Genomic DNA, 18,791 nt, shown 5'->3' on the forward strand with positions numbered 1-18,791 from the left:
TCGGGAAACAGAGTGGTCAGGTTCATGCCAATGAGGATCAGAAGCGGTGCGATGCGCGGCGTGCGTAGCCGAGGGACTCCGCGCGCGCCCGCAGGAGGAGCGCTTCACCGGGGTCGGGTCCGGTGGTGCGTTCGCACACGGTCGACCAGGGTTCGCGGGAGGCGTAGGGGCCGAGTGCGGCGAACACCTCGGCGGCTTCCTGGTACTTGGCGCCGGCCCACAGGGCGTAGGCGAGGAGGTTCAGGTCGGCGACCGACCGCAGGGTGGGGGGTGCCCGGTGGAACCAGTTGCGGAACGCGTTGAGGCTGTAGCCGACATGTGGTTCCTCCAGCCACTGGCGGCGCCACAGAGGGGCCACCTTGATGCGCCGCCGCTGCTCGACGAGCGCGTGTGCGGGGAGGAGCAACAGCGGTGATCCCAATGGTTGTTGGGAGACGACGCTGCGGCCGAGGTCGAAGACGGCGGCCTGGCAGGCGGTGGGCAGAGCGTCGCGCGCGAGCAGGAACTGCACCATCCGGTGGTATGCCTCGCGGTTGTAGGGGTCGCGGCGGTCGACCTGGTCGAGGATTCCCCACGGGCCGGAGGGGAGCATCAACTCCGGTGCGGGGAAGCGGTGTTCGTAGTACTGCTGGCGCGTGTCGACCTGAGCCAGCGCGAGCAGACACACCCAGGGCACGGGATCGTCCGGTGCCCGGCGGGCCGCCGCCAGGACCACGCGCCGCGCGTCCGCCTCGAACTCCCAGGTACGCGGGTGGCGTTGGCGGTGTGCACGCAGGACCCGTTCGACGGCCACCCGCGCGCTCATGAGGTGCGCGTCGTAGTGGTGGGGTTCCTCCCGCAGCCACACGCCGACCACGTCCGACCTCGCGGCGGCCACGGCCAGCGCCTGCGTGCGCGATGTCCGCAGTGCGCCGTGCGTTCCCGTGGCGAGCAGCAGCTCCCGTGCCGTTCTCCAACGGCCCGCCTCCAACTCGACGAGGGCCACGCGGAGTTCGTCGTCGTGGCCGGCCGGGTGGTACACGAGGCGCATCAGCATGCCTTTACCTGATGAGAACAGCGGGGGCGGCGCGGTGCAACGGGCGGCGGTGCCTGAAGGATGGATTCGGACGTCGATGTCATGGAGGACCTCGGGAAGGTGGTGGGGGGAAGGCGGTGTCAGAGGCGGATCTGGCTGATCGCGTCGGCGACGCCGGTCACGAGGTTGCTGATGCTCGGGGCCAGGGAGCTGCTCGCGAGGAAGAACCCGAAGAGCACGCAGGCGATCGCGGGGCCGGCCTTCACCGAGTTCCCCCGGATCAGGACGACCACGATGATCCCGAACAGCAGCGCGAAGGAGATGCTCAGGGACATCAGGGGGCCGGTTCCCCTGCGGGGCCGCGCTGTTCGGCGCGGGCCTGGATCAGCGCGCGGCGCAGTGCCGCGGGGAGGGTTAGCGTTCGCGGGCCGCTCGCGGGGACGTACCAGTGCATCCCCGGCGGTGCCGTGGTCTCGGCGGAGGGGACGACGACGTGGCAGTTGTGGCCGAGGGCGACCGTCTCCGGCTCCGTCCAGTTGGCCGCCGTTCCCACGGGGACCAGGAAGTACAGCCGGGGCTCCGCACCCCCGAAGTCCAGGATCACCGGCCCGAGAGGCTCGCGACTCTCGCGGAGGATCTCGATCGCGCGGCTGCCCACGGCCTCCCCGGCACGGACGATGTCCCACCACACGCCCACCGAGCACAGCTCGGACTCTTCCCCGATGGGCATCCAGCGCGGCGGACGGACGTTGGCCGCGGGATTGACGTCGGACATGGAAATGGCCTCCTCACCACTATGTGTGAAGAGACCATTCCATTCAGCGAGTTCGGTGCGCGGACAGATAGTCCGTAGGGTCCATCCCCCAAGGGCCTTGACAACGGCTCACGTTGAGCTTAGGCCGGTCCAACTCGCGAACGCCGAAAGCTCGTTGGAGGGATGCGACTCGACCCTCAGCAGCGCCGCCGTCGTCTCCCGGACGGACGGGTGGAAGCGGGTGTGGTTCGGAGCGACCTTCCTCGCCCGCTTGAGGTCGGCGAAGGAGCCTGCCCTGTCCCCGGCGACCAACTTCGCGGACGCCACGTCGATGAAGTGGTGGCTCGACCGCTCCCCGACGGTCGTCACCGGCGGCACCCACTCGTTTCCGGAGGCCGGGGCCCACTCGGTGAGCCGGGCGAGCGCCTGCTCGGTGTCGCCCATGTCGATCATCGCGTGGACCTCGTGGATACGGATGTTCGTCGGCCCGAAGGACATCTCGTACGCCGACGAGTCCCGGTTGCCCGCGAGCCCCGCCACCTGCTCGGCCTCCCGCAGGTACGCGTCCGCGCGGTCCGCGTTGTTCTCCCGGGCCTCCAGGACCGCCAGCTTCAGCAGCAGCGCGCCGTCGATCGCGAGGGCGTCGTCCGAGTACGAACGCTCCGGCTGGAGGCGTTCCAACTCACCGCGCAGTTGCAGGAGTTTGCGGCGCGCGGTGGTGTAGGCGCCCTGGCGGAGCATCGCGCCCGTGACCAGGTAGCCGGCCGTGAACTGCATCAGCGGGTCGTCGGAGCGGTCCGCCGCCCAGCGGACCCGCTCCAGCGCCGTACTCGACAGGTCGTGGTGACCCATCTTGTGCGCGAGAGAGTTCACCGCGCGGTAGACCCGCGCGAGGTGCCAGAACGCCTTGCTGCGTTCCTCGCCCCGGCTGTTGAGGGCCACGTGCGTGAGTTCGGTGATGATCGGCGGGAGCAGGGGGCCCATCGGCGCGTACCGCGCGTCGCGGCGCAGCGTTGTCACCTGGTCGACCTCCGACGCGAGCACCGCGAGGGAACGCGGGGCGATCTCCAGGTCGTCCGGGCTGTCGTAGCAGAGGAGAAGGCGGCGGAGTTCGGGGATGACGGCGTGGACGCGGTCCTCCGCTTCCGGCTCTCCGTAGTACGGCTGGCCGGTCAGTACCTCCGGGCCGAAGCGCAGCGCCTTGGCGAGCGCCAGGATCAGCGACGGTGAAGCCTTCCGCGCGCCGGACTCCAGCTTCTGGATGTAGCTCGGGGAGACCGCGACCTTCTGCGCCAGCTGGGCGGCGGAGAGTTGGCGGGTCTTGCGTGCCGTGCGGAGTCGGCGTCCCAGCGTCAGGTTTTCACTCATCGGTGGTTCTTTCCCTTCGCGATGGAGGACTCGAATCAGGGTACGGAAAGGGAGTTGTCCCGCGCCTGTGGTTGCCGAGCGTTAACGGGATCGACAGCGGGGCGCAGTGAGCGCGGAGGCTGCGGATGCCAGGGCGAGGGCTCGCATCGCGTGTTCGTGAAGAGGTTAAAGCGGTGCTATTCGTGTTAAATAGGCCAGTTTTGATGTGAGTTCGCACGCCGGTCGTCAAGGGGTTGCCGGAAAGTGCCTACGGACAGATTGTGTGCATCCCTGGTCCGTCCCCGCTGTCGACGGGACCCATTCAGCTACGCACCGTGGCCACTCTGTAGGTGCAGTGGCCGGTGCGGGTGAAGCCGGTTTTGGTCAGGACCCGTGCTGACGCGTGGTTGTCGGGGTGGTGTTTGGCGTTGACCGAGGTCAGGTGGAGGGTCCTGAACGCGAAGTCGAGGACGAGCGCCACCGCCGTGGTCGCGTGGCCGTGGCCCCAGGTGTCGCCGCGGAGGATGTAGCTGAGCGCGGCGGTCGTTCCCTCGACGCGGAGTTTGATCAAGCCGATCAGGTCGCCGGTGTGGTCGATGCCGAAGCAGTACAACGTCCTTGGGGTCGCGCGCTGTTCGGCCGTGCGGGCCGTCAGCCATGCGGTGGCCGAGGCGGCGGTCATGGCCGGTCTCGGCAGGTGGCGTACGGACGGTTCGCTGTAGATGCGCTGGACGGCGGGTGCGTCGTCCGGATGTAGCTCGCGGAGCGAGATCACGCCTGGACAGCACACAGGATCTGCGCCAACTCGGCTGCTGTAGGGCGGTGTTCGGGAGACGCGGTGAGGGCGGGGCGCAGGGTTTTGTGGAATTCGGGCCAGGTGGGCGGGGACAAGGGGATGCCGCCGGTGGCGATGGCGTCGCGGATGCCGTCCTGGCCCACGGCCTGGCGGTCGATGCCGACGGCCTGGTAGTCGAGCGGCCAGGCTCCCGACGCGCAGGTCCACAGGGCGCCTGCCAGTGCGTACACGTCGCTGTGCCGGGTGGCCAGGACGGGTTGCTTGTCGCGGGCGGCGACGGCGAGTTCGGGGGCCATCAGGTGGACGATGCCTCCGCGGTAGCCGTCGACCGGGCCGTGGGGTTCGGGGCGGGACCAGGCGAAGTCGATGAGGCGGACGCCGTCGGGGGTGTGGATGCCGTGGGCGGGCTGGAGGTCGGCGTGGATCCAGCCGGAGGCGTGGAGGTCGGCGACGGCCCGGCACAGGGCGACGGCCGCGCGGAGGGCCGGTGCGCGGTCGCCGTTGCCGTCGCCCGCTCGTGCCGCCGTGAAGGTCTTCCAGGTCGAGGGGCCGTCGTACCAGGGCGTGACCAGCCACGCCCCGCCGTCGTACCCGCCGGCGGTCACCTTGTGGCCGGGCAGGGCCGTCAGCATCGCCGCCTCCCTCACCGTGACGGTCACGCCGTCGTCGTAGCCGGTCTTCACCGCGACCGCGCCGGTGGGGCCGGTGGCCTTCCAGACCGCCGAGCCCCGCCGGTTCGTCAGCTCCTTCAGCTCTACGGGGCCTCCGCAGGCGGCCTCCGCGGCGGCGCGGGCCTCTGCGGGACAAGGAGGGAACGCGACCATGCTTTTACCGCCTGCCAGTCGTGAGGGAGTTGGGCTTGGGCGAAGACGTCCCGTCCATCGTCCACCGCGACCGCGAGCGCGTCCGCGAGTTCGGGCGTGTCCGCGAGGAAACGGGGGTCCCGGACGCGGACGGCCGGGCGGACGGGGAGGAACGAGTACGGCGGAGGCGGGATCGGCAGGTCCTCGCGGTCGAGCCGTTCTTCGCCGTGGTGGAACTTGCCGATCATGAGGCCGACCGGGGCGTAGAGGTGCTTCAGTGCCCAGTGCGGCCAGTCCAGGAGGCGGCCCGTGTTCCCGAGGAGGACGACGTTCTCGCACACCAGCGCGCCGTGCGGGCGGGCCGCGAGGGGGCGGACCCACTCCGCCGCCTGGACACCCGCGTGGAACAGCCCCGCTTCGACGAACTCGCGGTCACCGCTTGCGACTTCGTAGACCGTCCAGGTCGTCAGGCCACGGCGTACGGACGGTGCGAGGTAGGGGCAGTGTGCCGACACCGCGTCCACGTACCCGGCGATGTCCACCGTGCGGGGCTCGGTCGTCTGCGCCTCGACGAGGCGGAGCGCCCCGACGGGGGTCCGGGGCGCTCCTGTTCGTGGGCCGGTCGTCATCCGGCAACGGGTGGCACGACGTCGTCGCTGGGGAGAGGGGTGCAGTCCCACTCCGCCCACACCTCGCCGGTCTCCCGGTAGCGCGTCAGCGCCCGCTCGTTCAGTACGCCGTCGGCGTCGGTGAACCACACCTCCGGCAGCGGGCCGAACATCTCCTCGTACGCGTCGACCCACGAGACCTTGCCGAAGCCGGTGTTCTCGACGTGGTTGACCAGCCGGCCCGCGTGCTCGGCGCAGAACGCCGCGTACTCGGGGTCGTTCAACAGCAGGTGCCACTCCGCGTCGACGGCGGCCGAGAACATCTCGGGTACGGGCTGGTCGGTGGCGAACTGCCGGGCCGAGACCTTGAAGAACCTGCCCAGTTCGGTCCTCGCGGGGGTTTCCACAGAAAGCACGCCGGACTCCTTTTCGTCTGACCGGATAGGGGTGCCGGGAACCGCTCGTGGGGGTTCCCGGCACTCGGCGGTGTGAACGTGGTGACGGTCTTCCGGATGGCTCGCAGCACCGCCCGGAAGATCGCCACCCCGCCGGCCAGGAACCTTTCCAGTCCGCGCGGACCGGTGCGCGGACAAGTTGTCCGTACCGTTCGGTTGCGGGGAGCCTTGACAGGCAGATGAAGTGCTCAACTTACTTATTAGTAAAGGGAGTTGATCCCGTATCACAAGAAGGCGCTCCTCGCGGTGAATCGCACGAGAAGCACGCGGACAGTCTGTCCGTTCACGGGTGGTGTCCGGTGGGATTCTCACTGCACGGCCACGCAGGGCGGCACGGTTGGGGACTACGCGGCCCTGCGTGGCTGATGGGCTCATCCAGAGGTTCTCGGCTTCCGCTCCGGAGCGCTTGTTCCGGCCCCGGTGATCCCGGGTCGATGACAAGCTGAAAGTCCGTCATATCGCTTGCCTGAACGCTGAAAGGGAATCGATGGCCCAGGATCAGGAACAGCCCGTGGAGCGCACTCTCGTACTGCTGAAGCCGGATGCTTTGGTGCGCGGATTCGCCGGAAAGATCATTTCCCGGTTCGAGGACGCGGCGTTGAAGATCGTCGGCGTCAAGATGAAGCAGATGGACGCCGAGTTCACGCGCAAGCACTACTTCGACCTCGAAGAGCGGCTCGGCGCCGAGGTCTACAACCTCACCTCGACGTTCATGCAACAGAGCCCGGTCATCGCGCTCGTGCTGGAGGGCGCGGACGCGGTGGCCACCGTACGGAAGATCGTCGGCAGCACGTACCCCAACGAGGCCCCCGCCGGCACGATCCGCGGCGACTTCTCCCACCACAGCCGGGCCGCGAGCGTCGCTTCCGGCAAGGCGGTCGCCAACCTCGTGCACGCCTCGGGGAACAAGGAGGAGGCGGAGATGGAGGTGAGCCTGTGGTTCGAGAAGGACGAGCTGCACGACTACCGCACCCTCGCCGAACTCTTCACCTACTGACGGCCGTTCGCGTCACCGGCGTGCCGTCGCCGCGTTGAACACCACCACGTGAAAGAGGGCACCATGACCGGCGAAACCCGCGTCGCCTCCATCGAGGAACTGGAGAGCTGCTTCCAGCGGGAGATCGGCACCGACCGGTGGACGGCGGCCGAGACCGCGTACGCGCTGGCCGTCCGGTACCGCGACGCCGCCGAGTGGAACACCTCGCGCGAATGGGTGCAGCAGTGCCTGCGCCTGCTGGAGGGGTTCCCGAGCGACTCCCTGGAGCAGGTCGCCACCCGGCGCGTGTCGGTGGGCGGGGTGCTGCTCCCGAACTACCTGCACGACGGCGTCGTACGGGACCGGTTCGGCGACGTCGCCTGACGACCCTTCACCGGCGGCGTGGGCATTGCCTGCGCCGCCCCATCTGAACACCACGATCCCGCCGGACCCCCACCCCTGGGCGCTCCGGGCGGATCACCCATGCCCGAAACAAGGAGGTTTCCGTGCCTGTCGAGATCGAGATGCGTGCCCGCTTCAGCCAGGAGGTACACGATCGGCTGGTCGCGCGTCTGGAACGGGACGGTGAGGACCTCGGCCAGGACGACAAGTACATCTACTTCTACGTCCTGCCCGACCGGCTGCTGAAGGTCACCGACAACATCACCGCCACCACCGCGAAGATCACCCTCAAGGACGGGAAGATAGGCCAGGGTTCGGCCTTCCCGGAGACCGAGATCGCCATCGCGCACGACGACGTCCCTGCCGCCGTCCGGATCTTCAACACGCTCGGCTTCGAGAGCGCGATGCACGAGGCGTACAACGCGCGTCGCAACTTCCGCTTCGGCGAGGTCGAGATCGCCGTGAAGTGGAGCGAGGCGTGGGGGTACCACGCGGAGTTCGAAGTGCTCCTCGACGAGGAGCCGAGCCCCGCCGAGGTGGTGACGACGCACGAGCGCATCGCGGCGGTCGCCCGTGAGCTGGGCGTCATCCTGATGAGTGAGAGCGAACTCGCCGAGTTCACGGCCGCGTTCGAATCGGCGCGGTCCGCCTCCGAGTCGTGATGCGTACGACTCCGAGCCTGGTGGAACTGGCGGCGCGCAAGGAGCTTCCCCGGCACCAGTTCACCGACGCCGAGACGGTGAACTGGATCGCGGAACACCGGCCCGGCCAACTCGCCGATGCAGCACCGAGGTTGGGCCCTGGTGTACGTCGGCTCCTGATGCGTACGGCGATACCGGCCGCGTGGCTCGCGGAACCCCGGCTGTACGACTCCCTGCACGGTGTGCGGCACGCCATGCGTACGGCCGCGCTCGCGGCACTTCTCGCGGAGGCTGTCGGCCTCGATGAACAGGACACCGCAACAGCGGTCGCCGCTGCGGCCGTTCACGACTGCCGGCGCCTCCATGACCAGGACGACCGGGGACACGGTGCGCGTGCCGCGCGTTGGTTGACCGTGAACGCCGAGGACGTGTGGGGGCGCTTCCGGCTGGAGATGCCCTCGGCGGCTGTGCGGCAGGCCGCCGTCTCGGTCCGGCTGCACGAGGTGCCGTACCCGGACTTCACGCCGGACGATGAGACGGATTACGCGGCGGCTCGGGTCGTCACCGACGTGGTCAAGGCGGCCGATGCGCTCGACCGCTACCGCCTGCCGAAACTCACGTGGTGGCCCGACGCCCGGCACGTGCGCGTGGACGCGTTCGAGGAGTTGAAGGCCGTCGCCTTCGACCTCGTGCTGTGGTCCGAGGCCGATCACGTGGCGGGGACGGACAGCACGTCCGCCGTCCTGAAGGCGTTCGTGCGGCGGGAGTTGATCGGCTGATGGACTTCCTCGACGCGTACCACTTATGGGCCGACGCCCATGAGTTCTACGGCGCGTCCGTCATCCCTCAGTCTGTCGAGAGCGTTGAGTGGGAGACCCGGCTGGCCCAAGAGGCCCCCAACGGCGCCCTGTTGCACAACAACGCGCTCTTCGACGCCCTCACCACCAACACCACCCTGCATCTCCTCCATGTCACGCACGCGCTGGAGGAGATCAGCGAACACGGGGTCCTCTACCCCTCGGGCGGGTGCCTGGTCGGCAGCATCTACTGCGCCCCGCTCACCCCCACCGGCAACGGCCTGCGGATGCACAACCTTGCCGCGTACGTCCTCAACCGGGAGGCCCCGGCGTTCCTGAGACGCATCGGGCGGCCCGGCGCGGCGCCGACGCCGCTGGTCTTCGAGATCGACGTACCGCACCAGGCGTACCGCGGACTCGCCGGCATCGACTACCTTCGGCTCGGCGCGATCCACCTGCGGATCTACAGCCTCCTCGAATACCTCCTCTCCAAGACCGAACGCCACCAGCTGCGCGAGACGATCACCAGCCGGACGAAGAACTCCGCCGGGTTCCTCGCGCTGGCTTCCGCGGTTGCCCACGGGCAGACCGCCGTCGACCCCGAGCTGTTCCTGCAACTGCTCGACTCGGCGATCCCGCGCCTGCCGATCCTGGGGTACGTGTACTTCGAGGCGCTCGCCGAGTACCTGATGCTGTACTCCACCAGCGCGGAAACCCAACGGCTCGCGGAACTCGGGGAGTTCAACAACCAGCTCTACAAGGACCTGATCTTCTCCTCCGAGCTGGCCATGGCCGGCACCTTCGACCTCGCCAAGTTCCGTCCCCCGCCCGCCCGGTTCGACACACTCCTCGCCCAGGTCGACCCGAGCCTCGACCCCCAGCACGCCCGCCGCCATCTCACCGAACGCGTCAGCCACCTCATCGCCGCCCGCCTCTTCACCCCCGGCCAGACCCCGGAGGAATGGCGGCACACCCGCTGGGAGTTCGACAGCCTCGCCACCCACCTCGGCCCCCTCCTGGGCCACCTCATCCACCGCGAACTGCGCACCTTCGGCCGCTACCCCCACTTCTACTTCTACTTCGACCAGCACAAGGCGCTCCAGGCGTGGAACTACTGGAACCACATGGACATCCTCACGCCCTTCAACGGGACGATCCCCAAAGGCGAGATCGGCATCAACCCCGCCTACCCGGACCTCGCCTACCGGGTCTGGCGGGCGGAACAGGACGACGCCGGACACCTCCACCCCGTCCAGCAGCTCGACCTCACCATCGCGCCGCGCCTCGTCGACATCAAACACACCCTCATGCGCAACAGCCGCAGCCTGTCCAGGACTTGAGCCGCAAGGAGACCCTCGACATGACCGCCGACACCGTGTCGCAGCAGATCACCGAGCTGCTCGCACAGCCGACCACCACCCACGGCCTCGCCCGCGCCCTGCGTGCCGCCCTCAAGGAACTCGACGTCCACCGCACCCACACGGCCGCGCTGAAGGCGTGGCCCGACGGGCGGATCGACGATGCGCCCCGCAAGGTGCAGATCGGCGGCGGCGCCCACCGCATCGACGGCTACTTCAACATCGACGCCGTACCCCCGGCCGACCTCCTGTGGGACGTCCGCGAGGGGATACCCCTCCACGACAACTCCGTCCAGGACCTGTTCTCCGAACACTTCCTGGAGCACATCGACTACCCGAACTCCGCCAAGCACTACGCCCGCGAGGCCCACCGCGTCCTCGCACCCGGCGGACGGGTCGTCACCGGCGTCCCCGACGCCGGCTTCGTCCTCTCCCGCTACCCGTCCGGCGACGCGGACACCCGCACGATGATCAAGAAGTGGTACGGGAAACGGGACTGCCTCGACCACATCAACACCCAACTCGACCTGATCAACTACGTGTTCCGCGACCAGGACGACGATCCCGTCTACCACCCGCACTACTGGGCCTACGACCACGACAAACTCGTCCAGCTCTTCACCGAGGCCGGATTCACGACGGTCGAGCCGTGGCCGTTCGATCCGCGGATCGCCAACCCCAAGCGGGAATGGGCCAGCGTGTACGTGGTTGCCACCAAGTAGCCTTTGGAGAGGGGGAGTTGGTCAGGTTCGGGGCGGGTTCTCGGCCAGCCACGCGCCGAGTGCGGCCACGACAGACGTCGACCGCCACTCCGCGAACACCCGCTCCTGCTCAGCGTCCGGGAGCGCCGCGAGCGTCGTCGTGGCGCCCTCCGGGACGAAGATCGACCACAGATCGGACCAGGAACGCTCACCACTGCCCCGGTCCGGCGTCTTCGCGATGGTGCCGGGCTTGCGGGAGTCGTCGGCGAACGTGTGCAGCGCGCCCTCCACGTCGACGTACACCGCCGCACTCGCGAACCGGCACGCTCGCGTCGCCGTACGGTCCGCGAGATGCGTGAACCCCTCAGGGCCGAACGCCTCCAACGCCTGCTTCACCATCGGGCCCGGCCAGCCGCCGAACTCCTCGATGTAGAAACCCGAGTCCTCCACGAACAACGGCCGCCCGAGGAGGGCGAACGCCTGGCGGGCCTTGTGCTGCGCGATCTCCGCCACGGACGTTGTCTGGATCTCGTCCAGGTCCAGGGGCACTTGCTCGACCTCGATGTTCCAGGGGGCGAGGTGTTCTTGGGCTGTGCGGAACTTGCCGGGGTTTCCCGTGCACATCGACAACCTGGACTTTGACATGCGACAGGTTTCTCCTGTGTGAGATGAACGAAGGGGGTGAAAGGAACAGGGGAGTTGGCGAAGTCGAATCTCGAAGACCAACACTCAAGGTCTTAGCCGGGCGTGGCCTGGTTCAGAGGATCTCCAGAGTAGACAACTTGATCGGGCAGAGAGGTGTGATCCTCGGTCACCTCGAAAGGTGACCGCCACCGCCCGGGGCACGGATCACCGCGACCGCGTGGGTGAGGTTGCGATCCTCGGTCGCCCCGGAGGGCGACCGCCACCGGGAAGCTGCTGGTCCTTGGTGGAGACACGGCCGAGGTTGCGATCCTCGGTCGCTCCGAAGGGCGACCGCCACTACCGCGAGGGTCTGGAAAGAGGAGGCCGAAGCCCAGTTGCGATCCTCGGTTACCCCGGAGGGCGACCGCCACGCGCGCTCTTCCTCGCGATCATCCTCGCGACGTTCGGGTTGCGATCCTCGGCCGCCCCGGAGGGCGACCGCCACCGGCCACGGAAGGCGGCCGGAGCCCGACGGGACGAAGTTGCGATCCTCGGCCACCTCGTGGGGTGACCGCCACACGACGTGCATTGTCAACGGCGACAAGCGGATTGAGTTGCGATCCCTGGTAGTCCCGGAGGGCGACCGCCACGCTCGCCTGTGCCGACCGGTCGGAGGCCCGTTCCTAGTTGTGATCCTTGGCTGCCCCGGAGGACGACCGCCGCATCACCGAGGCGTGCGGGCAGCTCGCGGACGCGATGTTGCCCGGAGGGCGACCGCCGTCCTTCGGGGCGGACGCCACGTAGACGCGGTAGCCGTTGCGATCCTCGGCCGCCCGGAGGGCGACCGCCACGGCGAGGGAGGTGAGCGCGTTCGCCTGAGCCGTCGTGTTGCGATCCTCGGTCACCTCGGAGGGCGACCGCCACACGCGGCTGCGGGCCTGCTCGACCTGCCCGTAGTCGTTGCGATCCCCGGCCGCTCTGGTGGGCGACCATCGCTTCTGGTTCGTGGGGAAGTAGATGTGCGGCTGGCGCGCGGGGACAGCCATGCCGGTCGGTCGGTGGGGTGTTGTTCAGTCGACGAGGCGGGTGAGGGTGACGCCGGTGGGGATGTTGTCGTGGTCGATGGTGATGCGGTCGGTGTAGTCGTCCCAGGAGCGGGCTTCGTTGTGGCCGAGGGGTTTGATGCGGATGAGGTCGAAGAGTTTGTGGGCGGGGGCTCGGCCGAAGGCGTCGTCGTGGGTGAAGACGTAGAGGCCGTGGATGGCCATTTCGCCGCGGGAGGAGGCGCGGTCGTGGTCGAACATCATGGTCATGGCGTGCCAGTAGGCGGCGAGGTCGTCGGAGGTGACGCCGGCTTTGGTGCCGAGGGGTGCGGAGTAGAAGCCGTGGCCGCGGTAGAGGCCGTAGGGGACGTAGTGCTTGTTGCCCATCTCGGTGACTTTGCCTTTGGCGAGGTCTTCGGGTTTGTTGGGGGCGACGCGGGTGATGCCGGCCTGGAAGGGGGTGATGGGGTCGATGGAGCGGGAGAAGGTGAGTTGCATGGGGCCGCGGGCTTTTCCGGCGTGTTTCTTCTGGTCGCCGACGGACAGGACGGCGCCGAAGAGGCGTACGTCGTAGAAGTTGCGGATCATCCACTGCTGGGCGGTGGCGGTTTCGCCTTCCTTGGCGCCGCCTTCGTGGTAGGCGCGCTGGATCTGGGGGTTGAGGGCGACGCCTTCCTCGACGTACATCTCGTAGCCGGGTTTTCCCTGGTGGGCGAGGGTGATGGTGTTGCGGATCTTGCGCTTGAGAGCGACGTCGGTGATGAGGCCCTGGTTGGTGATGGGGTCGGTGCGGGGCATGCCGCCGGCGTCGGGGTCTCCGTTGGGGTTGCCGTCCTTGACGTCGATGAGGAAGACGTAGTCGTGCTTGCGGGTGGGGTCCAGGTGGGCGTCGGTCATGGCGGCAGGTGTCCTTCCGTCTGAGGTGTGGTGGTGGGCCGTACGAGTTGCTCAGTCGGGGGTGTCGGTGTCGTCGTCGGTTTCGGGGAGGGCGTCCGCGGCTTGGTCGGCGGTGAGTTCTTTGCCGGCTTCGCGGGCCTTCTTGGCCTCCATGGCGGCGCGGCGGGAGTGTTCGCGCTGGTGTTCGTAGCCGAGGATGAACAGGGACTGCTGTTCGGTGTCGAGGTGGGCGGGGAGGGCGTCGAGGAGTTCGAAGGCTTCCCTCATCCGGTTCTCCATGGCCCTCGCGGCAGGCCGGTTCGTGCGGGCGATGGTGCGCAGGTGAGGGTGGGCGCCGATGCGGAGCCGGGTGAGGATGATGCGGGGTGAGGCGACCACGGTGGTGATGTACTTGTCGGTGATGCTGGTGTTGACGTTGGGCATGGCCTTGCGCTGGATGGATTCGAGCATGGCCATGATCCGCCCGCACACGTAGCCGGGCTCGGTCGAGGCGGTGTTCAGCCGGGGCATGCACAGCTCCTTGTGTCGGGTGGTGGTGCGGGTCAGGGCCAGGCGCAGCAGGGCGATGCGGGGAAGGTCGATGTGGTGGTCGGCGCGGATGCGCTGGAGGAGCACGGGCAGGAGGTGGGCGGGTGGCGGGGTGCCGTGGAGCGCGGCGGCGGCCAGATCGGCCTGGAGGTGGTGGGGGACGGTGGACTCAACGTAGGTGTTCTTGCGCCTGTCCCAGCGGGCGGCGGCCAGGGCGAGCCGCCAGACCGACCAGTGGCGGCGGGTGCCGTCCCAGCCGTCCCAGGTCTCCTGGTCGGCGAACCAAGCCCCGAGGCGTCGTTTGAGTTCGGGGACGGGAATGGTGATCCAGTCGGCGATGACGACCCGGTTGGTGTTGACCCGCAGGGTGACGGCGTAGAAGGCGTCCTCGTCGAGGGTGGCCAGCGCGGCACGTCCGGCGCGGGGGTGGTGGAGTCCGTCGACGAGCTGGGCGACTTCCGCGGGTTCAGGGTTGTCCAGGGTCCACATGCTCGTTTCGGTGGCGGGGTCGCGGGTCCACCACACGATGGCGGACTCCCCGGCGAAGGTGCGGTGTTCACGGTCGGCCAAAAGCGCGTTGAGGGCGGTGACGGCTTTGGTGCCGCAGTCCACGCAGATGGGAGTGGCGCCGAGCTGCTTGGTGCCGGCCCGGTAGTGGGCGTGCTGGTTGAGGCAGATCAGCTGGGTGTTCATCCCCGAGTTGGGAAGTCCCTTGACGGGGACGGGGAGTGTGGACAGCAGGGGTTCGGTGTGTCCGCATACCAGGCACAGGCCCTGCCCGCTTCCGATTCGGTTGTCGCCTTTCGTGCTTCTGACCTGTTCGGCCCACCACTGCTGTGCCTCGGGCAGGTCGTGGAGCCAGGCGCCGTCGATGCTGAGCGCCACCAGGTCGCCGTGGTCCATCCCGTCCTGCCACAGATCGGGTGTGTGCGTGCCGGTGAGCCAGGCCGCGACGGTGCGGGCCTGGGGGAGTTCGGGGTGCTGGTCGCACCAGGAGGCGATCATGGCGCGGTAGGCGGCGTGGCGCCGCCCGGCCTTCGCGACGTCCTCCGGCGCGGTCGACGGGGTCTTCTCCCCGTCCGCTTGTTTCACCAGGCCGGGGTGGGCCAGGACGTACAGGGCGTAATCGGCGAACAGGAGCGGCTGCGGGGCCTTCCCGGAACGGCCGGTGTACGGCACGGCGATCCTGCGCGGCTCGACGCCTTTGCCGGTGCGCAGGTCGATGACCAGAGGCTTGGTACCGGCAGTGGTCGACAGGTCGATCTGCCACATGACAGGGCGGCGCTGATAGTAGTCGGGGACGTTGTCGCGGCGGCTCTCGGCGTGCTGGACGAGGCTGCGCAGCAGCATGTCAGTCCGCCTCTTCGGCAGACGCGCGGCCCTCGGCGCCGGGCATCTCCCGGGGCAGGGCGTCGGGGTCGATCGGCTGCTCGGGGACGTGGAGGATGCCGTCCCTGAGGCGGGCATGGAACCAGTGGTAGCGTTCGCGGCCCTTCGGCAGGTACTCGATGTGGTGGAGCATCAGGCCGATCTCGTCGAACGGAGGGATTCCGGCCCGGTCGGCGGCGGTGACGGCCCCGGCCTCCTCGGCCGATCCGCAGGGGCCGAAGAAGGCGGCGAACTCGCGGCACCCGAAGTGGGGCTGTTCGAAGCAGGCGCCCCGCTGCACGCGGCGGTCGAACTGGTCGCGGTACTTCGGGAGCGGTGCGGTGCACCGGTCGGTGGCGTTGATCGTGGCGTGGATGCGGTACGCGACATCGCGCAGGGCGACGGTGAGGCGCTGCCCGCGGTCGTCGGCCACGTCGTACCGGTAGCCGCGGTTGGCGCGCAGTGCCTTGTAGGTCTGCTGCGTGACGACGGAGTGGTTGACCTCGTTGCGCCTGAACCGGGTCCACTGCACCGGCTTGAGGAGCTCGATCCGCTCGACCCGGTAGGCGATCTCCGGCTTCCACAGGATCGACTCCAGCAGCCCTTGGGCCGCCGACGGGGTCATGACCGGGTAGGAGAGCCGTTCGACCTTGTGTTCCGGGCGCGTGAAGCAGGCCAGCGGCCCCCACGCCTCCACCTGTACGTGAAGCGGACGGTCGGCCCGCTCCCTCCGTTGCCGGGACTGCGTCACGATCATGCTTCCCCTCCCCTTTGTTGCTGGTCAGGCCCGTTGTCAGTGGGGGCGGCTAGCTTCGTACTGCCGCATCACCCCACTTCCGCACACGGGACCTGAGAGCGAAATATGGTGTTCTAGCATGACTTCAGCGCATATCTGATGGAGAGTCAAATATGTTTTCAGACAAGGGATTTGGGCCGTTAGGCGGGCCGGTGCCGGAGGGCAGGCTCGTCGCTCACTCGCCGGGCCGGCGGGGGGTCTGGCACTGGTACGAGGACCACGCCCGCGGCACCGGTGAGCTGGCCGGCCGGTTCGCCGAGCCGTGGGGAGGCGGTGACCTCGCCCGCCGTCTGGGACGCGATCACGACACCGGCAAAGGCACCTGCGCGTGGCAGGACGGGCTGATCGACGAGGCCATGACCGGCAGCCCGGTCCACCGTCCCCCGCACCACGAGGCCGGGGCACTCCTGTTCGCCCGGACAGCCCTGCAGAATCCGGTGCTGCTGCCCTTCGCCGGCGTCATCGAAGGACATCACACCGGGCTGTCGTCCTGGGCGGAACTCAAAGTCCGGCTCAAGAGCCTGATGAAGGACCCTGGCACGGCGGACGAGGCGATCCGCCGGGTCGCCGAGATCATGCCTGAGATCCTCGACACCGCCTGCCCGACGGTCCCGGACTGGCTCGACCCGCACGACGCCGCCAGCGTGGAGATGCTCGTGCGCATGACCCACTCGGCCGTGGTCGACGCCGACCGCCTCGACACCGCCGCCCACTTCCACCCCGGCACACACCCCCGGCCGGACGAGGACCTGGCCCAGCTGTGGCAGCGGTACGAGACCCGCCGACAAGAAGCCATCGCCGAGCGCCACCGCAACCAGAAGCCCTCCTGGCTCGACCGCCTCCGCGAGGACGTCTACCAGGAAGCCATCGAAACCGCCGCCGCCACACCGGGGGTCTACCGGCTGCACCTGCCCACCGGAGCCGGAAAGACCTTCACCGGCGGCGGCTTCGCCCTGCGCCACGCCGCCCTGCACGGGCTGCGGCGCGTCGTCGTCGCGGTCCCGTTCATCTCGATCACGGAACAGAACGCCGCCGAATACCGCAGCCTGCTCGACCCCGCACACGGACCACCGGTGGTACTGGAACACCACTCCGCCGTGGACTTCGAAACCCCCGGCCGACGCACCCCACGCTCGCCCGACACCTCGGGCAACATCCGCCGAGGCCGCAAGCCGTCCGGCACCAACCGTTGGGCCAAACTCGCCACCGAGAACTGGGACGCCCCGTTCATCGTCACCACCACCGTCCGGCTCATCGAAAGCCTCTTCGGCGCAAGTCCGGCGGCCACCCGCCGACTGCACCGCCTCGCGAACTCCGTCATCGTCCTCGACGAAGTCCAGGCCCTCCCCGACGGACTCCTCACCCCGATCCTGTCCGGACTGCGGGAACTCGTGGAGCACTACGGCGTGACCCTCGTCCTGTCCTCCGCCACCCAGCCGGAACTCGCCGCCCTCAACCCCTGGCGCTCCGGACTGCCACAACGCGACATCGTCGCCGACCCCGCCCCGCTGTTCGAACAACTGCGCCGAGTCCGCTACGACTGGCGCACAGGCCCTCACGTCACCCTCCGCACCATCGCCGTCGAGGCCGCCGGACATGACCAGGCTCTCGTGGTGGTCAACGGCACGAAAGACGCCGCCACAGTCCACCGGGAATGGCTCGACGACGCGGAGGAACACCCCGGCATCCTGCATCTGTCGACCCGCATGACCGGCGGCCACCGCCGAGAGACCATCGATGCCACCAAACAACGCCTCAAGGACGGCCTGCCCACCCTCCTGGCATCCACGTCCCTCATCGAAGCCGGAGTCAACCTCGACTTCCCCCGAGGCTTCCGCGCCAAGTCAGTGCCCGAATCCGAACAACAGGCCGCAGGCCGCGTCAACCGTGAAGGAAACCGCCCGGCCTCCGACAGCGTCATGACGCTCTTCGACCCCTCAGACGGCCTCAAACCCCACGTCATCTACAACCGGTGCGCCATCGCCGCAGCCTCCCGTCTCTTCGGCGAAGGACTCGCCGCCCCCGACGACCTCGGCAAACTGCGCGCCTACTACCGCCACCGCTACCGGCTCCAAGCCGGACGCTCCGCCACCGACCCCGACGGAGCCACCGGCGAAGCCATCGAAGCGCTTCGGGAAAAACTCGACTTCCCTGAAGTCGCCCGCAGAATGCGCATGATCGACAACGAAGACTCCGTGTCCGTCGTCGTCCTCCGCCCCCACCTCGCCCCCGGCATCCGTAAAACCGCCCACGACGCCATCGACCAACTCCGGCGAGGCAAACCCACACCCGACACCTTCCGGGCACTCCGGGACCACATGGCCTCCATCCCCCGCAAAGAACTCGACCACGCGATCACCACCGGACACGCCAAGGAAATCACCGGAGACCTCTACCAGTGGACAGGCCCCTACCACCCACAACGAGGCATCGAACCAACCCCGTGACACCACACCCCACAAACCGAACCAGCCAACCGTCGGCACCTGGCTGCCGTTCAAGGCAATCGGATACCGTTACGTGTCAGGAGTAAGTCAGTGGCTCGACGGTGGCGGTCGTCCTCTGGGGCGACTGAGGATCGCAACTTGTCCTCCTCGACCTCGACGTGCTCCCACATCATTGTGGCGGTCGCCCCCGTGGCGACCGAGGGTCGCAACGAACAGTGGCGGGACAACTTCTGCGGCACGATCATGTGGCGGTCGCCCTCCGGGGTGACCGAGGGTCGCAACATCCTGCTCCTGGACCCGCCGGAGTACGACGACGAAGTGGCGGTCGTCCTCCGGGACGACCGGGGATCGCAACTTCGGACCGTGCTCGCTCACCGCGATCGTGAACGGGTGTCGCGGTTGTCCTTAGGGACGACCGGAGATCGCAACCACTCG

At 68.5% G+C, this 18,791-nt stretch carries 20 protein-coding genes; 7 read left to right on the forward strand and 13 right to left on the reverse strand.

Annotated elements, in window-relative coordinates; translation table 11 throughout:
- Positions 1-37 precede the first annotated feature (37 nt).
- The 8 genes from ACQCO7_RS31895 to ACQCO7_RS31930 all read right to left on the reverse strand — a co-directional run bounded on the left by ACQCO7_RS31895 (position 38) and on the right by ACQCO7_RS31930 (position 5,739).
- The gene (locus ACQCO7_RS31895) at positions 38-1,036 is read right to left on the reverse strand and encodes a hypothetical protein (protein ID WP_464075030.1); all 999 of its coding nucleotides are present in this window, start codon (positions 1,034-1,036) and stop codon (positions 38-40) included.
- Between the two features lie 119 nt (positions 1,037-1,155).
- On the reverse strand, positions 1,156-1,350 hold the full coding sequence (locus tag ACQCO7_RS31900) for a hypothetical protein (protein ID WP_464075031.1): 195 nt from the start codon (positions 1,348-1,350) through the stop codon (positions 1,156-1,158).
- Positions 1,350-1,790 (reverse strand): hypothetical protein, encoded by a 441-nt coding sequence (locus ACQCO7_RS31905; protein WP_464075032.1) that lies wholly within the window; start codon positions 1,788-1,790, stop codon positions 1,350-1,352. The genes ACQCO7_RS31900 and ACQCO7_RS31905 overlap by 1 nt, the downstream gene beginning before the upstream one ends.
- Before the next feature lie 108 nt (positions 1,791-1,898).
- Entirely contained in the window at positions 1,899-3,137 is a 1,239-nt protein-coding gene (locus ACQCO7_RS31910) for a helix-turn-helix domain-containing protein (RefSeq protein ID WP_464075033.1), read from the reverse strand.
- Positions 3,138-3,438: 301 nt separating this feature from the next.
- On the reverse strand, positions 3,439-3,891 hold the full coding sequence (locus ACQCO7_RS31915; protein ID WP_464075034.1) for a GNAT family N-acetyltransferase: 453 nt from the start codon (positions 3,889-3,891) through the stop codon (positions 3,439-3,441).
- A complete protein-coding gene (locus ACQCO7_RS31920; protein ID WP_464075035.1) occupies positions 3,888-4,736 on the reverse strand; it encodes a protein kinase family protein in 849 nt (282 codons plus the stop codon). Before ACQCO7_RS31920 ends, ACQCO7_RS31915 begins: the two co-directional genes overlap by 4 nt.
- Positions 4,667-5,344: a DUF6875 domain-containing protein gene (locus tag ACQCO7_RS31925; protein WP_464075036.1), complete on the reverse strand. Its 678-nt coding sequence runs from the start codon at positions 5,342-5,344 to the stop codon at positions 4,667-4,669. Before ACQCO7_RS31925 ends, ACQCO7_RS31920 begins: the two co-directional genes overlap by 70 nt.
- Positions 5,341-5,739 carry a hypothetical protein gene (locus tag ACQCO7_RS31930; protein WP_464075037.1) on the reverse strand — a complete coding sequence of 133 codons (399 nt, stop codon included), beginning with the start codon at positions 5,737-5,739 and terminating at the stop codon, positions 5,341-5,343. Before ACQCO7_RS31930 ends, ACQCO7_RS31925 begins: the two co-directional genes overlap by 4 nt.
- A gap of 526 nt (positions 5,740-6,265) precedes the next feature.
- Between ACQCO7_RS31930 and ACQCO7_RS31935 the strand changes: the two genes are divergently transcribed.
- The 6 genes from ACQCO7_RS31935 (at position 6,266) to ACQCO7_RS31960 (ending at position 10,674) form a co-directional block, all read left to right on the forward strand.
- A complete protein-coding gene (locus ACQCO7_RS31935; protein WP_464075038.1) occupies positions 6,266-6,775 on the forward strand; it encodes a nucleoside-diphosphate kinase in 510 nt (169 codons plus the stop codon).
- 63 nt (positions 6,776-6,838) lie between these two features.
- The gene (locus ACQCO7_RS31940) at positions 6,839-7,138 is read left to right on the forward strand and encodes a hypothetical protein (protein WP_464075039.1); all 300 of its coding nucleotides are present in this window, start codon (positions 6,839-6,841) and stop codon (positions 7,136-7,138) included.
- Between the two features lie 122 nt (positions 7,139-7,260).
- Positions 7,261-7,818 carry a CYTH domain-containing protein gene (locus ACQCO7_RS31945; protein ID WP_464075040.1) on the forward strand — a complete coding sequence of 186 codons (558 nt, stop codon included), beginning with the start codon at positions 7,261-7,263 and terminating at the stop codon, positions 7,816-7,818.
- Complete coding sequence (locus tag ACQCO7_RS31950) at positions 7,818-8,576, forward strand: hypothetical protein (protein ID WP_464075041.1); 759 nt, start codon at positions 7,818-7,820, stop codon at positions 8,574-8,576. The genes ACQCO7_RS31945 and ACQCO7_RS31950 overlap by 1 nt, the downstream gene beginning before the upstream one ends.
- On the forward strand, positions 8,576-9,934 hold the full coding sequence (locus ACQCO7_RS31955; RefSeq protein ID WP_464075042.1) for a hypothetical protein: 1,359 nt from the start codon (positions 8,576-8,578) through the stop codon (positions 9,932-9,934). Before ACQCO7_RS31950 ends, ACQCO7_RS31955 begins: the two co-directional genes overlap by 1 nt.
- Before the next feature lie 20 nt (positions 9,935-9,954).
- Positions 9,955-10,674: a class I SAM-dependent methyltransferase gene (locus ACQCO7_RS31960; protein ID WP_464075043.1), complete on the forward strand. Its 720-nt coding sequence runs from the start codon at positions 9,955-9,957 to the stop codon at positions 10,672-10,674.
- 21 nt (positions 10,675-10,695) lie between these two features.
- On the opposite strand, the gene ACQCO7_RS31965 is transcribed toward ACQCO7_RS31960, so the two are convergent.
- The 5 genes from ACQCO7_RS31965 to cas5c all read right to left on the reverse strand — a co-directional run bounded on the left by ACQCO7_RS31965 (position 10,696) and on the right by cas5c (position 15,870).
- Entirely contained in the window at positions 10,696-11,298 is a 603-nt protein-coding gene (locus ACQCO7_RS31965; RefSeq protein WP_464075044.1) for a non-canonical purine NTP pyrophosphatase, read from the reverse strand.
- 662 nt (positions 11,299-11,960) lie between these two features.
- A complete protein-coding gene (locus ACQCO7_RS31970) occupies positions 11,961-12,323 on the reverse strand; it encodes a hypothetical protein (RefSeq protein ID WP_464075045.1) in 363 nt (120 codons plus the stop codon).
- A gap of 24 nt (positions 12,324-12,347) precedes the next feature.
- On the reverse strand, positions 12,348-13,217 hold the full coding sequence (gene cas7c, locus ACQCO7_RS31975; RefSeq protein ID WP_464075046.1) for a type I-C CRISPR-associated protein Cas7/Csd2: 870 nt from the start codon (positions 13,215-13,217) through the stop codon (positions 12,348-12,350).
- A gap of 51 nt (positions 13,218-13,268) precedes the next feature.
- Positions 13,269-15,095: a type I-C CRISPR-associated protein Cas8c/Csd1 gene (gene cas8c, locus ACQCO7_RS31980; protein ID WP_464075047.1), complete on the reverse strand. Its 1,827-nt coding sequence runs from the start codon at positions 15,093-15,095 to the stop codon at positions 13,269-13,271.
- 1 nt (position 15,096) lies between these two features.
- Positions 15,097-15,870: a type I-C CRISPR-associated protein Cas5c gene (cas5c, locus tag ACQCO7_RS31985; RefSeq protein WP_464075048.1), complete on the reverse strand. Its 774-nt coding sequence runs from the start codon at positions 15,868-15,870 to the stop codon at positions 15,097-15,099.
- A gap of 191 nt (positions 15,871-16,061) precedes the next feature.
- Between cas5c and ACQCO7_RS31990 the strand changes: the two genes are divergently transcribed.
- Entirely contained in the window at positions 16,062-18,356 is a 2,295-nt protein-coding gene (locus ACQCO7_RS31990; protein ID WP_464075049.1) for a CRISPR-associated endonuclease Cas3'', read from the forward strand.
- Positions 18,357-18,791: the final 435 nt, after the last annotated feature.

It is taken from the genome of Streptomyces saintjeani (assembly GCF_055409605.1).

Excerpts from the sequence above, each read along its gene's own strand:
- ACQCO7_RS31895 (WP_464075030.1), bottom strand. The coding sequence starts at position 1,036 with ATGCTGATGCGCCTCGTGTACCACCCGGCCGGCCACGACGACGAACTC.
- ACQCO7_RS31900 (WP_464075031.1), bottom strand. The coding sequence starts at position 1,350 with ATGTCCCTGAGCATCTCCTTCGCGCTGCTGTTCGGGATCATCGTGGTC.
- ACQCO7_RS31905 (WP_464075032.1), bottom strand. The coding sequence starts at position 1,790 with ATGTCCGACGTCAATCCCGCGGCCAACGTCCGTCCGCCGCGCTGGATG.
- ACQCO7_RS31910 (WP_464075033.1), bottom strand. The coding sequence starts at position 3,137 with ATGAGTGAAAACCTGACGCTGGGACGCCGACTCCGCACGGCACGCAAG.
- ACQCO7_RS31920 (WP_464075035.1), bottom strand. The coding sequence starts at position 4,736 with ATGGTCGCGTTCCCTCCTTGTCCCGCAGAGGCCCGCGCCGCCGCGGAG.
- ACQCO7_RS31925 (WP_464075036.1), bottom strand. The coding sequence starts at position 5,344 with ATGACGACCGGCCCACGAACAGGAGCGCCCCGGACCCCCGTCGGGGCG.
- ACQCO7_RS31935 (WP_464075038.1), top strand. The coding sequence starts at position 6,266 with ATGGCCCAGGATCAGGAACAGCCCGTGGAGCGCACTCTCGTACTGCTG.
- ACQCO7_RS31940 (WP_464075039.1), top strand. The coding sequence starts at position 6,839 with ATGACCGGCGAAACCCGCGTCGCCTCCATCGAGGAACTGGAGAGCTGC.
- ACQCO7_RS31950 (WP_464075041.1), top strand. The coding sequence starts at position 7,818 with ATGCGTACGACTCCGAGCCTGGTGGAACTGGCGGCGCGCAAGGAGCTT.
- ACQCO7_RS31955 (WP_464075042.1), top strand. The coding sequence starts at position 8,576 with ATGGACTTCCTCGACGCGTACCACTTATGGGCCGACGCCCATGAGTTC.
- ACQCO7_RS31960 (WP_464075043.1), top strand. The coding sequence starts at position 9,955 with ATGACCGCCGACACCGTGTCGCAGCAGATCACCGAGCTGCTCGCACAG.
- ACQCO7_RS31965 (WP_464075044.1), bottom strand. The coding sequence starts at position 11,298 with ATGTCAAAGTCCAGGTTGTCGATGTGCACGGGAAACCCCGGCAAGTTC.
- ACQCO7_RS31970 (WP_464075045.1), bottom strand. The coding sequence starts at position 12,323 with ATGGCTGTCCCCGCGCGCCAGCCGCACATCTACTTCCCCACGAACCAG.
- cas7c (WP_464075046.1), bottom strand. The coding sequence starts at position 13,217 with ATGACCGACGCCCACCTGGACCCCACCCGCAAGCACGACTACGTCTTC.
- cas8c (WP_464075047.1), bottom strand. The coding sequence starts at position 15,095 with ATGCTGCTGCGCAGCCTCGTCCAGCACGCCGAGAGCCGCCGCGACAAC.
- cas5c (WP_464075048.1), bottom strand. The coding sequence starts at position 15,870 with ATGATCGTGACGCAGTCCCGGCAACGGAGGGAGCGGGCCGACCGTCCG.